This is a genomic window from Gloeocapsopsis sp. IPPAS B-1203, assembly GCF_002749975.1.
GTDB lineage: Bacteria > Cyanobacteriota > Cyanobacteriia > Cyanobacteriales > Chroococcidiopsidaceae > Gloeocapsopsis.
On record NZ_PEIG01000011.1, the window covers coordinates 77,168 to 92,504 of the forward strand.

11 protein-coding genes are annotated in these 15,337 nt (G+C 40.0%); 5 read left to right on the top strand and 6 right to left on the bottom strand.

The window, feature by feature from the left end; genetic code table 11:
• Positions 1-664: 664 nt before the first annotated feature.
• The 3 genes from CSQ79_RS18805 to CSQ79_RS18815 form a co-directional block, all read right to left on the bottom strand.
• Positions 665-1,387 (bottom strand): tetratricopeptide repeat protein, encoded by a 723-nt coding sequence (locus tag CSQ79_RS18805; protein WP_099702690.1) that lies wholly within the window; start codon positions 1,385-1,387, stop codon positions 665-667.
• A 355-nt stretch (positions 1,388-1,742) separates the two neighbouring features.
• Positions 1,743-3,260, bottom strand: coding sequence for a multicopper oxidase family protein (locus CSQ79_RS18810; protein ID WP_099702691.1), 1,518 nt, complete (start codon positions 3,258-3,260; stop codon positions 1,743-1,745).
• Between the two features lie 953 nt (positions 3,261-4,213).
• Positions 4,214-4,648 carry a hypothetical protein gene (locus CSQ79_RS18815; protein ID WP_099702692.1) on the bottom strand — a complete coding sequence of 145 codons (435 nt, stop codon included), beginning with the start codon at positions 4,646-4,648 and terminating at the stop codon, positions 4,214-4,216.
• A 1,368-nt stretch (positions 4,649-6,016) separates the two neighbouring features.
• Between CSQ79_RS18815 and CSQ79_RS18820 the strand changes: the two genes are divergently transcribed.
• Both CSQ79_RS18820 and CSQ79_RS18825 read left to right on the top strand, forming a co-directional pair.
• On the top strand, positions 6,017-6,604 hold the full coding sequence (locus CSQ79_RS18820; RefSeq protein WP_099702693.1) for a Uma2 family endonuclease: 588 nt from the start codon (positions 6,017-6,019) through the stop codon (positions 6,602-6,604).
• Positions 6,605-6,701: 97 nt separating this feature from the next.
• Positions 6,702-7,718, top strand: coding sequence for an alpha/beta hydrolase (locus CSQ79_RS18825; RefSeq protein WP_099702694.1), 1,017 nt, complete (start codon positions 6,702-6,704; stop codon positions 7,716-7,718).
• A gap of 30 nt (positions 7,719-7,748) precedes the next feature.
• Here the strand turns inward: CSQ79_RS18825 and CSQ79_RS18830 are convergent, their stop codons facing one another.
• Together CSQ79_RS18830 and CSQ79_RS18835 are read right to left on the bottom strand one after the other, a co-directional pair.
• On the bottom strand, positions 7,749-10,964 hold the full coding sequence (locus CSQ79_RS18830; RefSeq protein WP_099702695.1) for an efflux RND transporter permease subunit: 3,216 nt from the start codon (positions 10,962-10,964) through the stop codon (positions 7,749-7,751).
• 5 nt (positions 10,965-10,969) lie between these two features.
• Positions 10,970-12,229, bottom strand: coding sequence for an efflux RND transporter periplasmic adaptor subunit (locus CSQ79_RS18835; protein WP_289501313.1), 1,260 nt, complete (start codon positions 12,227-12,229; stop codon positions 10,970-10,972).
• 322 nt (positions 12,230-12,551) lie between these two features.
• Here CSQ79_RS18835 and CSQ79_RS18840 point away from each other — a divergent pair, with 322 nt between their 5' ends.
• The 3 genes from CSQ79_RS18840 (at position 12,552) to psbM (ending at position 13,830) form a co-directional block, all read left to right on the top strand.
• Entirely contained in the window at positions 12,552-13,085 is a 534-nt protein-coding gene (locus CSQ79_RS18840) for a PadR family transcriptional regulator (protein WP_099702696.1), read from the top strand.
• Positions 13,086-13,274: 189 nt separating this feature from the next.
• Complete coding sequence (locus tag CSQ79_RS18845; protein WP_099702777.1) at positions 13,275-13,571, top strand: 2Fe-2S iron-sulfur cluster-binding protein; 297 nt, start codon at positions 13,275-13,277, stop codon at positions 13,569-13,571.
• A 142-nt stretch (positions 13,572-13,713) separates the two neighbouring features.
• Entirely contained in the window at positions 13,714-13,830 is a 117-nt protein-coding gene (gene psbM, locus CSQ79_RS18850; protein ID WP_015190115.1) for a photosystem II reaction center protein PsbM, read from the top strand.
• A gap of 70 nt (positions 13,831-13,900) precedes the next feature.
• Here psbM and CSQ79_RS18855 read toward each other — a convergent pair whose 3' ends face one another.
• Complete coding sequence (locus tag CSQ79_RS18855; protein WP_099702697.1) at positions 13,901-14,746, bottom strand: universal stress protein; 846 nt, start codon at positions 14,744-14,746, stop codon at positions 13,901-13,903.
• Positions 14,747-15,337 lie beyond the last annotated feature (591 nt).

A 15,337-nucleotide genomic window follows, 5' to 3' on the forward strand; every position in this document is an offset into this window, starting at 1 on the left:
AGTTTATTGTAGAGCACTCACTATCCAACATTAGTTAGTTTGATAAAGTTTAATTTTAATGGCATATTTTAAAGAAATCTAGCTATTTAACACTTAGATTATTTTGTACTATTGACGACTCTGATATATTTTACACTCCACCAATTTTAATGGTAAAAGTAGTATACTTATAAAGTATATAATATAATTACTAGCTTATATCAGTGAAATACCTGCAAATTGTATTCACATTATTATTAATACTTACTTCATTTCCAAAAGCTGTTTTTGCTCTTCCCATAGAGCAAAAAAAACCTTCATTCATAATCAAAAAGCAAATAGATGTTTTTGAGTTCGATACTCCTTTGTGTTATATGCGTACAGCAAGTGGGGGAATTTTAAATCTGAATAATCTGTGTGAGCCAAAACTAAGAAATACTGCAGTTATTCCATCACGCTCCACAAACAACGTTTACAATCCCGTAAGAATAAATAAGTTTAATCGCGAACTCTACGGAGAATGAAATATTTTTTGCTCGTGAATTAATATGAGGAAAAATTCAGTATATATATGAATAAAGACTAATATAAGAACTGCACTAACTGCTAACTCGAGTATTACATATCAAATAGATTAACAGTTAGATTTACTATTCGCATTAAGTTAACTCAACTTACTTATTCTTCAGTACTGCCTCATCATACTTACTACCTTAAGACAGCCTAAAATATTGCCCTGTTCAGTATAAATTTGAATTGCCGTTTGATAATCTTTTATTGCAGCTTGACGGCTTTTGAGCTTAACATAAACCTGGGCACGATTAAAATATGCTTCAGCACGACCAGGGTTGATTTGAATTGCTTTGTTCAAATCCTCCATTGCTTTTTGCGTGTTACCTAGCTGTAAATAAACACCACCTCGATCGCTGTAACCGAAAGCATCTTCAGGATAAAGTTTGATGGCTTGCGTATAATCGGCGATCGCTCCTTGACGATCGCCTAAAGCAACTCGTGCGTCTCCTCGACTATTGTAGATATGAGCAAAATTTGGATTGCCCTGCAAAGCTAGAGTATAGTCTTTAATTGCTCCTTGATAATCTCCTATTTGATGACGCGCATCACCTCGATAAAGATATGCCATGTCATGATTGGAATTCAATTGTAATGCTTGCGTAAAAGCTTGAGTAGCTTCTTGATAATTTTGTTGGTGTACTTTTTCTAATCCTTGATTTACAAAGTGTTCAGCGCTAATTTCTTTGGAGGTTAATGTTCTTACTTCTGTAGGAATCATGGGTGGTGAATGATATTGATGGTCAGGTGACGCCACTGCAAAATTAGCAGTAATAATATCTATACCTACAAATAGAATGACTGCCAAGGCAATTATTGCTTTAGAAAAGAAGTACATACTTGTAATTTGTAAATTGAAGTTTTCTAAGTTAGGAACAATTATTGATACGTGAATGTCATAGTTAAGTAAATGGGTAAAAATGAAAGTAAATCAAAGCTGATAAGTATTAGCCATTAGCTTTGTGGTTATTTCTTTCATCACCCATTACTCAATATACAAAGGTGTAATTTTATAATTGCGATCGCATACGTATTAGTTCATCACTAAAGATTACAAATCTCATTATTGATACAGGACAGTAAGCAATCCTATGCAATGAAGCATTGGTGTTTGCTTGCTCTACTGCCGACGTCTGACAATTTATTCAGTCAGCTTTCAACATTGTAAAAAACTTATCTTTGAGCAACAGTTGCTACAAAGGAGGTGCAGGAAGTTGTTTTGGTCGTGCTGCAGCAATAGGATCTTGACCGATATTCCCACTTTGTGAAGCCAGTGAATTTTGCAACACTTCAAACTGATTCATCATGTCATGATCTTCATGAACTGTGTTATGGCAGTGTTGCATGTATTTGCCTGTATTGGGACCAAATTTACCAATTACCCTAACTGATTCATTTTCCCCAACATAGAAAACATCTTTCCAACCAACTTCATATGAAAATGGCGCTTTCCCATTACGGTCAAGAATCTGACAGTCGATTAGGTGCAGATGTATAGGATGGAACCAACCACCTGAATTGTTATACAAACGCCAAATTTCGACATCTCCAAACTGGGGAGCAGCATCAACTCGATTAGCATCCCAGATTTTACCATTAGTCACCCACAAACCATTAGTCCGTTCATATCTAAATTCTCTGGTGCGGACAGCTTGAGAAGCTAGCAAGGGAGTAAAAGTACGTAACTGACTTGGTATTGAACTGTCATCAGTCGCATCTCGTACGACGTCAAAACGCATGATCTCATTTGTTCTACCAGAATAATCTTCATTATTTTTCGGGCTTGTGTTTTTCAAGACGATCTGTGTACCGATAGGATACTTAGAAAAGTCGATAACAAACTCGTATCGTTCTGCCATACCAAAACGGAAACTTTGTACTGCTACAGGTGCTGGCTTGAGTCCCGCATCTGTACCGATGACGATTAAAGGGTCGCCTGTGCTGAGTGAGAGCTGATAAGAGCGAGAAATAGAGCCATTCAAGGCACGGAAGCGATACTTGCATCTTGCTACTTCCATCCGTGGCCAAGGTATGCCATTGACTACAATAACGTCACCAAACTGGCTTTTTTCCCCTTGGTCATCAAAAATTAATTTGCCATTTGTGGCAAATTGCTTATCCTGGATAATTAATGGCACATCGTACTCCCCTTTGGGTAGGGGTAAATCAAGTTCAGTTTGATCTTGTACAATATACATTCCCGCTAGCCCCATATAAACGTTGCGGGCTGTAGCATGAATAGCGTGATCGTGATACCAGATTGTAGCAGCACGGTTATTGGGATAATAGTAATCTTTGTAATATCCTGGAAGGATAAGATCTTCAGCATAGCCGTCGTATTGTGGCAAAGACGCCATGCCGTGTAAATGCGTAGAAGTTGGTCTGCCTAAGCTATTGTTGATAAAGCGAACAACAGATTGTCTCCCTGCGCGTTGAATAATTGTTGGTCCAGGTGTAATTCCGTTATAGCTCCAAATCTCGGTTGATTTACCAGGCAATATTTCAACCTGAACCTTACGCATAGTAATTTGGTAATAGTCAGTCTGCGCATCACTTCGTACCGGTTGAAGCACAGGCGGTTTACGAAAGGATAGAGTAAATTTATTTGGAGCAGTTTGAGCATAGCCTATGCGTTCCCAACCTGCTGGAAGCAGCAAAGATCCTCCCGCAAGCGTTCCTAATTTTAGTGCTTCTCGCCTTGTTATTTTCATTATTCCTCTTAGTGTTTTCTCAACAGACTTCACAGCCTGCGAATTTCACAAGTAGATTTGCTTATGAAATTTTGTTAATCCTGCTTTATCTACGATGACGGATCTGGTATCACAGTGATGCCAAAGATATGTAAAAGTTATGTCTAAGTTTGGTAGAATTTGATGATTAAGACTCTTTGCTACACAGAATATTGATGAAACTCGCGTAAAGAGTCTACATATGTACAAAACAATAGGAAGCTTCTCCTACAACCTGTCTTAATTAATGGTTTTTAGATGGTGTTAGTACAATGACGATCTAATTCCACTGCCTAAAGATAAACTCGCACCAGAATGTCATTAACAAAACTGTGTTTTTGTCAACCAAACGCTTATGCAAAGAAATCTCACAAGTTCTATAAAATATTAGAAACTCGTTAGTCTATACATGAAAAAGTCATATCAAAAAATATACGTAATTTTCGTGTGTCAAATTGTATACATTAATCTGAAAATAACAAAAGTGCTTTATATGTATCTTTAAGAAATCAACAATATTGCAGCGATCGCCCAGCTCCAACCTTACTTAAAAATAGCAATTGCAATTCTCAATATCTGTGTATTGGTGCTGCTAAATATTATGAATAGTTGGATTTGCAAACACATCTAAACATGAAAACTGCTCAATCTGAGATCAGGTGAAATTGTGTTCATCTGCTAATAGCCTAGAGTCAGAATAAGATCAGTGAGATACCTCACTTGACTCAAAGCGGTTGTCCTTAATTGATTTGTGCTAGCACATTGTCTACGCAGCAAAAAACAGCAACGATCAACTTACTGATAGAAAACAGCAGTCCCACCAAACTTAGAAATATTGTATTTCTAGCTTTATCTGGTAGGACTTTCCTAGCGAAAACTTAGTTGCACATTGCATTATGATTTAATAATTTTACCCTGTATAAAGTTGTTTCACTTTACTCTTGTGGTAAAACATAATTCAACTGAGGTAAGCTGCTACTAAATTGAGAGCAATTGTTATTAACAGCAGATTTAATTGCCACATCAGCAAATCGCCCAACGCCTTCTGTACCTAATTTAGCGATTACATCTGCAGGAAACATTGAATTACTACTAGCTATCACACCTGCTTTAATGATTTGATAGGTTCTCCCTAGTCTAAAGTCTCTACAGGTTGTATTGGATAGAGCTATGAGTCTGCCGGTAGGAGCAGAGGAGATAAAATGATAATGCTTGTTTCCTGATCCTTCTCGAATCCAATCAGACTCTCTGGCTAGTTGGCTGAGATAATTTTGAAATGGTATTGGATATTGGGTGTCATCTGCTTTTACTAATGGATGGAAAGGCAGTACAAAAGCGGCTCCTAATACTACTCCAAAAAACTTTAACATAAATTACTTGTACCTATGATATTCAAAAAAGCACTGAATAATGCTCTAGCCTGGAAAACGCCATGTGTTCTTTGCTGTCACAACTGACTTCCATTTATATGTGTACAAAAGCACTATTAATAACTTAATACCTGACTCTTACTATTTATTCAGAGGTGTTGCTGGTAGCAGACTTGCTGAAACTGCAAAACGTAAGCTGTGTTACCTAACTTTGAATTATTGTATCACTGTCTTCGTCAACCGTATTGCAAAAGTGCTTTAAGATGAAGATTTTTCTGTATGAGTTAGTGCAGAGTTATGTAAAAGTTTGTACTAATGTGACAAGGTTCCAAGCATCCCCAAAAATCACACTCTTGCAAGCTAAAAACTCAGGAATATCTCCTCCAAATAAATTCTGAATTGTCTTGATCGCGCTCTCAAAATTAGGGAATTACCTTCATATTGCTGAATCAGCTGATTCCAAATATCTTTAAAGTAAGCGTATACGCCCTTCTTATCTAAAAGTTGACGAACTTCTGCTGGCTGTAAACCTTTGAGGTATAGCGAGCGAATTGATAAGTATTTGTCTTTTTTAGTAGCAAAACCTTAGGTTTTTCTCGGCTTGAGAATAACAAACAACTCTGATGCGACTCTTCTTCAACTTGTCTGAGCAATTGTCCATAAGCTTCATACCCTGTCCGGTAAGTACCTAAACTGTTACCATTTTGCAAAAGTGATTCAAAGTTATCTAAGACGATGAACAACCTCCAGTAACACAGTGGTGTTCACCTGGTTATTGGAGGCAACCCCAACACTTATCCTCTTTGGCAGCCACTGGAATTAGCCCTAATGACTTGTTCTTTAGCACACTCGGCTACCTTCCCCCACTATCTAAAAAGGGTGTGGCAGATAGTGCTAATTCCAACCCAAGCCTGCTTCAGGTATTGCTAATCACTGCAATGGTACAGTGGTGATGCTATCAATGCCGTAGGTGATAGATTAAGCCAAGCACACCCTGATCTTAACTACACCGGTGTACGTGTAGAGGATAGTTTCCCATTGAAATAACTGCAATTGTAAGAAAAGTTGAAGCCAGCTAAAAAAGGGAGCCGTTGCTTACTCCCTTTGCTAATCAGAAGTGCAGAGCCAAAAGTGAAGACACAACAAGGCTCAATCTAATTTCAAGGAATTTTCTCTAAACTGCCTTGGGCTTTAATATAATAGACCCGCGTGACCCACATGGAAGAGGCTAAAAAACGCCCAATCCATTGGGTTTATTTTTTGAGATGGAGGAGGTTTCAAGCTCAAGTTACAACTTACGCAGCCGTTGGGCAAGAGACGCTACCTTAAAAGTAAAGCGTTAGCGACATCATTACACCTTTTCTAGCCATGATTGCTTCCCCTCAACAGTCTTACCTCACTGCCGATGAATACCTCAATTTAGAAGCTCGAAGCGACACCAAACACGAATATATTGATGGGCAAGTCTACGCTATGGCTAGAGCAAGCGACGCTCACGTTACTATTGCCCTTAATCTTGCCACGCTGCTTCGCACCCATGTCAGAGGTTCTGGTTGCCGCGTTTATATTGCTGACATGAAAGTACGTATTGAATCGCTCAATCGCTTTTACTACCCTGATGTCATGGTTACTTGCGATCCGCGCGATTTGGAAAGATCTACTTACAAGCGATTTCCTAATCTAATTGTCGAAGTTTTATCTGATTCTACTGAAGCTGGCGATCGCGGTGATAAGTTTGTTGATTATCAAGAACTAGAAACCTTACGCGAATACGTGCTGATTAATACCAAGCGGCAGCGAGTTGAGTGCTTCAGACGTAACGAACAAGGGCTATGGGTATTGCAGTTTTACACGCCACAACAGACATCATTTCGGCTCGATAATATTGACTTTAAGGCAACTCTAGCCGCACTTTATGAAGATGTTATTTTCTCAGAAACTCAAAATAATTCGTAATTACGAATTATGGTGACGACAAGGAAAACTGAAGTGATGGCAGCCTTGGCACAAATCCCAAGTGCAGTTATGCTGGAAATTGGTTTTCTAATTGCAGATGTCAGATTACTCAAATATCACCGCAGCGCTTGTCAGAGAAACTAGGACACGCGAAAAAGCACTATCTTTGATGAACGACAACTGTCGCTCGCGGTTTTTATTACAAGCACAACGTACTTCCAAGGTGTGTTTGTTCTTTCATGGATTTACGGCTACTCCTGAACAGTTTCTGCCAATCGGAGAAGCCTTTTTTCAAGCTGGCTATAATGTCGTGATTCCTTTATTACCAGGACATGGACTTGCAGGGAATTGGGATAGTGACAATCCGCCTCCGCTACCAGAGGAACAACACATCTATCAAAGATTTAGTTTGTACTGGCTAGAACAAGTGCAAGCATTAGGCGAACAAGTTGTGATCGGAGGATTATCAGGAGGAAGTACTTTATCTGCTTGGTTAGCTTTAGAACGTCCCGAATTGATTCATCGTGCTTTGTTATTTGCACCGTATACAAGTAACAGTAATCTTCTTGTTGACTTGATCGTTAAGATCATGCCGATCTATTTTCAGTGGCGTACTGAAGAGGGAGTCATTAGTTACGGCTATGATGGTTTTGTGATGCCTGCATTGCGCGTATTTATGGACATGGGGCAAGATCTTCTTGAGCGCGCTAAAAATAGTATTGCCGCAGCACCCTGTTTTATTATCTCTAGTGAAAGTGATCGCGCTGTTGATGATAACGAAAATCAAGATTTATACGAATCACTTGTCAAGCTACAACCTAAATGCTGGTACTACTCTTTTGACAAAGTTTTTGACATTCATCACAATATGATGACTAAAGCAGAAGGAAATGATTACCAAGACTTAGTGTTTGCAGTAGCGAAAGCCTATGTTGGTAGCGATTTGACTTGGCAAGAAGTTGAAGAAATTGCTTACCAAATGCTATTTCAAGGAAAAACATTTGATGCTGTAGTGCAAGAACTTGATTTCACTCAGCGCGTTTGTCCAGATTTGCAAACACTGATTTCATTACTTGATAAACCAGGTATTGTGGCAGCGTTTCAGGAGGAGTGAGGGATACCCCTTCTTAATAAGTCTAAATTATCATGAAAATTTTTTACTCAGCTTGTCTGCTAATTTTTGGAGTCTAATTTCGTGCAGCATGACATAAAAGCAAGGAATAATAAACAGCGTTAATAGCGTTGCTAAAGACAAACCAGAAAAGACAACAACTCCTAGCGGCTGGAGAAATTCTGATCCTTCACCGATTCCTAAAGCTAGTGGAAACATTCCTAATACTGTCGTAATTGTCGTCATCAAAATTGGACGCAGGCGTTGTGGTGCGGCTCTGAGAATAGCACTTTTACGATCAATTTCTTCGCGATCGCGAATTTGATTAGCAAGTTCTACCATGATAATGGCGTTGTTTACAACAATTCCCACAAGTAACACTGCACCAACAAGCACGGTAGCACCGATTGCAGTGCCGGTGATGTAAAGTCCAAAAATTCCGCCAGCAAGTGCTAAAGGAACGGTGAACATAATCACCAAAGGATCGATTAAGGAGTTGTATTGTACCGCCATGACAACAAAAACTAGAAACGCCGCCAATCCGCCTAAAATTTGCAGCGATCGCTGTAGTTGTTGATTAGTTTCTTCTACAGAACTTGGTAAAATACTCACGCCCTCTGGTAAATCAATGTTTTCTAGCACTGTATCAACTTCTGCTAAAGCATCTCCTAAACTTGCACCCTCACTCAAGTTACCTGCGATAATAAAAACTTGGCGTTGATTGATACGTTGAATTTCCCCTGGTGCTTGACCTTCACGAATGCTCGCAACATCAAACAGGCGAATCTGACGGTTACTGTTGACAAACAGAGGTAAACGTGAAAGCTGTGATTGGTTTCGGATATCGGCTTGATCGAGTTGAACCCGAACATCTACTAAGCGATCGCCACGTTGTAATTGTGTCGGCACTGATCCTTCAACCGCAGTTTGAATTGTCTGACCAATATCTTGCGTTGTCAAACCAAAACTTGCCACGCGTTCCCAATCAGGGACAATCTGAAGTTCAGGCTGTCTAGAGTCAGCATCAGGGCGGAAAGTTGCTAATGTCGTTTGCTGATCTAAAGCCTGGAGAATTTGTTGTCCTGCTTGGCGGAGGTTTTGTTCGTTGTCACCCTGCAAAATAATATCAACTTCTGCGCCGCGCACCGGAGAATTACTCAAAATTAAACCGCGTACTTGCCCAGGACTTAAGCGTAAACGAATACCAGCCAAGTTAAGTCGATTAAATTCTTGATTAACTCGATCGACAAAAGCTTCCACATTGCTGCCAGATTTTAAAGTAATCGTACTCGAACTCCGTAACGGATTTTCTGTCGTATTGCTGCCAAACAGAAAGCCACCTGCAGTCGAGAAAACATATTCAGTTTCAGGTTGTTCTAAAAGAATGTCATCGACAGCATCCATTACTTTGCGGTTATTTTCGACAACAGTTCCAGGAGGAAATTGTGCAAATAAAGTTGCTTGTCCAGTACTAATCCGAGGCAGAATTTCTTGTGAGATTTGCCCCATAAGAAATAAACTGCCACCACCTAAAATCAGAAAAGCGATCGCAATAACAACCAAACGATACCGTAAAAGCTTCGTTAAAAAATTTCTATATCCTTGAGTTGCCGCATCAAATCGGCGATTAAACTCTTGTAATATCCACAATCTACCAATTTTACTTGACCATCGAATTGCAAGTAGTCGTGATGTCACCATTGGCACAAAAGTGATCGCAATCAAAATCGATGCAGCTACTGCAAAGCTGATAGTTAAAATTAATTCACTAAATAGCAGTGAGAAAAAGCCACCAATCAGCAGAAACGGCAAGACAGCGACTAAGTTCGTACTTGTTGACGCTACCAAAGCTGATTCAACTTCTTGACTACTACGAACTGACTGCGAAAGTAGTTGTTGTGAATTCATCTGCGTTTTGGCATCTTTGCCAGGAGTCATCCCCGCACCTTCGGCAATATTTTCCAGCATGACAATTGAGTTATCAACGACAATGCCTACACCTAAGGCGAGTCCCCCTAAACTAAATACATTGAGAGATAAGCCAAACACTCCCATTAAAATAATTGCCGCTAGTGTTGCTAAGGGAATGGCACAGACAATGATGATTGTTTGACGCAGTGAACCTAGAAATAAGAGAACAGCGATCGCAGCGAGTCCAGCACCAATTAAACCAGCAGTAGCAACATTAGTAATTGAGTTGCGAATAAACTGTGATTCATCTAAAGTCGCAGTCAACACCATATCTGCTGGAATCACACCCGATCTTCTTAGTTCTTCAATGCGTTGCTTAACTCCATCTACAACTGTAATCGTATTAGCGTCAGGTTGTTTTTGAATACTCAACTTCACTGCTGGCTGTTTATTGAGGTTCACAAACACGCGCTGGTCTTCTGTACCATCCACAACTTCAGCAAAGTCACGCAGGTAGATACGAGGGGCGAGGGAGGAGTTGTTTTCGGTAGTTTGTTCTGTACTTTCGGATATCTCAAATGAGAGGTTACGAATTTCGTCAGCACTTTGAAATCGCCCAACTGTCCGTGTGAGAGGTTCACCGTTTTCGCCACGAATTCGTCCACCAGAAATGTCTTGGTTACGGGCTTCTATTTCATTTAAGACAGTCGTTAAACCGACACCTAATGCTTGCAGGCGATTGAGATCGATATTGACTTGAACTTCTTCCTCAACACCACCTGCGACATCTACTGAAGCAACTCCAGGAACTACAGTTAGTTCTCGTGCTAATTCTTCGTCAGCAAACACGCGTAAATCAACACCTTCTAAGCCTGGTGATGTCAGTGCGATTTCGTATACAGGTAACTGTGAAGGATCAACCTTAAATAATCTCGGTTCTTCAACTGTAGTCGGTAATTGCCCGCGACCGCGATTTAGTGCTGCTGTGGCGTCATTCAAAGCTTGATCGATATTTCCTCCTGGTTGGAAATATAAATCTAAACTGACTTGTCCTTCCCGCGTTTGCGAGTAGACCTGAACAACACCTTCTGTAGCTGATAAAGCTTCTTCTAGGGGTCGAGTAATTTCATCAATTGCCACTTCTGGTGAAATACCAGGTGCATTGAGTCGAACACCAATACGGGGATAAGTAATAGATGGCAACAGATCCACAGGCAATGAGGTGACATAAAAGACACCCATGACAATCACTGCCAAGGTGAGCATCAGTGTCCCAATATGCCGTCGAATTGCGATCGCACTTACACTTAATCCTGATGCTTTTGCCTGCTGCTGCATCCTAGTTAACTCCCTTGCTGTGATTCAGAAAGAATGGAAAAGCGCACAGTTGCTCCATCAGTTAATGTTCCGCCACTGCGGGCAACAAATCGCTCTCCTGGTTGCAAACCTGATAAAATCTCGACTTGACCGTTTGCACTTTCTCCTATAGTGACGCTGCGGGCGGTTACAGTTCCTTCGGTTGCCGCACCTTCAGAAACGACAAAAATCGTTTCCTGTTCTTGCTGACGCGATCCTTGGGCTGTGTTGGGTGACAGCGCTGTTTGCGGAATTACAACTCGTTGTGTTGCCTCAGTTTCAAACTGTATCCGTGCCAAAAGTCCACTACCGATTTGTCCGTTACTGTTAGGAATGACGACTTGAATCGGAATTAATCGCGCTGTTTGATCGGCTGCGGGAGATATTCGGCTAACTTGCCCTGTAAAATTTTCCTCAGGAAAAGCATCTAACTGGACGGTTACATTTTGTCCTTGGCGAATGCTAGCAAGTTCTAATTCCGAAACCTCAACATTGACTTGAATGCGACTAAAGTCACCAATACGGACAATCTCGGTATTAGGTTGCACAAAGTTACCAACTTCTGTTAACCGTTGCATCACTCTACCCGCAATTGGTGCCGTTAATCGAGCGTAAGATTGTTGTCTTCTGGCTTGCGCGACAACAGCTTGTTGGGCAGTTACTTGGCTTTGGGCTGCTACAACCGCTTGTTGTTCGGTACGGACTTGCTCTTGCGCCGCACGTAGAATTTGTGCTGCTGTTTGGGCTTCGGTTCTTGCTTGTTCGGCTTGCTGTGCAGGAACTGCTCCTTCTTGCAAAAGGCGTTGCTGTCGGGCTAGATCTGCTTGTGCTTGTTGTAGTTCCAAACGCGATCGCTCAACTTGTGCTTGAGCGTTACTAACCTGGTTTTGGGCACGAGCAACTGCAGCTCGTAAGCTGGCAAGTTCTGCCTCTGCTTGATTCACTGCACTGACAAGTAACGCATCATCGAGTCGAGCTACAGTTTGACCTTGGTTAACTCTATCTCCGATATCAACTGTCACATTTAATACTTGCCCTGTAACTTGCGATCGCAGCGATACCTCACGTGCTGGTGCAGTCGTACCTGTATATTCTGGTGGTTCGGTTAATCTCCCATTTTGCGCAATAGCAACATCTACTGGTGTTATTTGACTGTTTTCACCTGACTGCCTTTGTTGCGCACTTGCCTCTTCGCTTGGTAACGTGTTGCAGCTTGTTAAGGTAACAATGACACCTAAGCTGAACAAAACCTTAAAAAAGCTCCCTTTGCTCTGTATTCTAAACACTAAAAGCACCGCCTCTCGCTGTGTTTCCTCTATTTTGATGCATGGCTTCGAGTTGGGTAAGGGCAGTCATACATTAATGATTTATCTAACTGTAAGGAATTTAACAAAGTAGTTGTAAAGAAAAATCTTTGTATCTTTTATCTTTTGCACTTTCCCTATCTTTACTAAAGTATTTAAATATTGCTAATAGTTAATTTGGCTCTGTCCTAAGTCTGAAGATATATAAATTTTTGTAATTTCACTTTAGTAGAGTCTTTTAATCTATCAGTTTGACATAAAAATAATGCTTGAGCTAGCAACCCTAGGTATATTGCAGAGCAAACCACTGCACGGTTATCGACTAAAGCAACAATTAGAGCAGTTTATGAGTGGCTGTATCAGTGTTAACTATGGTGCAATCTACCCTTTGTTAAGGCGCTTGGAAGAACGCGGTGATATTGCCACTCTAATTCAAGAAGCAGGTGAAGCGGGACCTAGCCGCAAGATCTATTGCATAACTTCTCAAGGTATGATTGCTTTTCGGCGTAAAATGCTAGAACATCCCCACGAAAGTTGGGTCAATGCGCGATCGCGCTTTATCATCAAATACTTCTTTTTTAGTCATCTCGAATCTATCGAACGCATCAAACTTCTCGAACACCGGATTATGGTTTGTCGTCTGCGCCTTGAAAGTTTAGAAGTTCAACCAATACCGAGTGACGATTTTTATGAAATTGCTGTTTGGCATAGGTTTATTGCGGTAATCAAAGAAGAACTAGACTGGTTGAATGAGCGATTAGTGCTAGAACAGCAACAAGAATTAGAATCTCGAAATTAGTGAATGTCTTGCCCGCACTGAACAGCAATATGTTTTAATATTTTTTAATAAATCAACATAATTACTGACCACTAGACTCTACTCAGTCGTCAGAATAGAGGAGAGTAATCCTTGGGAAATCCGAGCACTACTGTCTCCTTCGCTGCACAATACAAAACACACTCATCATAGGTGAACGAGGAAGCGGGAATGTCTAATATCAAATTTGAGAAAGAAAATCGTGAAGTCATTGCTGCTGATGGTGCTAATCTTCGGCTCAAGGCAATGGAGAATGGCATCGATATTTATAAACTCTATGGCAAGATGATGAATTGTGGTGGCTATGGTCAATGTGGCACTTGTATTGTTGAGATTACAGAAGGAATAGAAAACTTGTCACCACGGACAGAAGTTGAAAACAGAAAATTGAAGAAGAAGCCAAAAAACTATCGCCTCGCGTGCCAAGCCTTAGTTAATGGATCTGTGAGTGTAGTCACGAAGCCTTAATGCATTAGAGAACTATGGAATTCATTTAAACTTTCTCTTTGAGACTTCTTTCATCTAAAAAACCTTTCTTCCTCTTCTCTGACATCAGCGATGATGTTATTCTAAAATTGTTAGCTCACGATCTGCGAGAGGCTTTCTTTCGATGCAAGTTAATGACTTAGGGTTCGTAGCGAGCATCTTGTTCGTTCTGGTTCCTGCTGTGTTTCTCATAATTCTGTATATTCAGACTGCTAGCCGCGAAGGTCGCAACGACTCATAAGAATATATGCTTTAACAAAACCCCTGCAATTTACAGGGGTTTTTGCTTGCTGACTTGAGTTGAGTTGTGCTTAACCCACAGTTCTAGCCAACAGTACTGGGCAATTTGCATTTACACGCACGTAATCAGATAAAGAAGAACCCAACAATCGATCTAGGTCAACAAAACTTTTGGCAATTGAAGGACGGCGATCAGGAGAACCAAGCATTAACAAGTCCACATTATTTTCTTCTGCAATTCGGCAGATTTCTTCACCTGGTTTACCTGTCGTTGATACAGCGCGTGGTTGTATACCAAGTTTCTTTGCTTCGGCGATCGCTCCTGCTAGCACAGAATCTTGTTCTCCTGAGGCGATCGTACTTGACGAACTACTTGCGCTTTTATCGACATGGGCTAAAATTAATTGCCCTCCTTTAATGTCTCGCAGTAGAAACAAAGCTAATCGTAAACATTGGTTTGCTGCATCAGAACCGTCCATTGCCACCATGATGCGGTTGATTTTTTTGACGTAAATATCGTCTTTGACCAACAACATTGGTCGAGAGGATAATTGAAATACATACTGACTTACTGAGTTAGACAAAATTGATTGCAAACGTTTGAGGCCGCGCGAACCCATAATAATAAGATCCGCATCAATCTCCTCTGCGACTTGGCATACTATGTCTTTGGGATCGCCTTGCCGCAAAATTGCTGAGACCTTGGTTGGATCTAACTGCAAAGATTGGATTGCTGTAGCTAGAACCTTTCCTCCCTCTTCCCACTTGGATGTCATAATCTCAGCACTAACTTGAGAGGGAACAACGTGCAAAACTGTAACAGATGCCTTTTGAATCGATGGCAAATCCATCAATGCTTTGAGCATTTCTTCTGAATGACCAGTGCCAGAGTCAGCTAGCAGAATTTTTTCTAACATTGAGCCTCTTTATTGTTTTGTTCAGTAACTGAGTTGAATACAGTGTATTAAGCAAAGTAATACTTTGCACTAAACAGTAAACTTATAATTTTTATAATTAATATCTTACAATTTTGCTGGATATTTTAATTACTTGATTACTTTACATTTTAGATTAAATTTTACTTAATTGAGAACAAATAATTTTTAATAAAATTAACAATAGTTAAATCATTGACGTCCTTTAGGCTGATTTTATAGTTATGTTTATATATTTTTCATAAGAATCCAGATCATCTCACCTCAAAGTTCAATACCAAACTATAAATCAATAGATTAAGCAGGCTTTAACCCAATGCATTGATAACTTAAATATTACAAAAATTTATTAATCTTTTTATAGAAACCAAAAAGCAAAGCTGATAAGAGTTATTAATGAAGATCAAGCTGTCTTGCTTGATCTTCATTAACATCTTTTCGATTAGTTATTATCTACTTCACTTTGATTTATTTATGTATCTAGTATAAGTACGATAAAATTATCTTCTATTATTAGTAATATTTGCTTATGATTTAAGTTTATAAATTATGATGTTATTTTTGTTACACCCT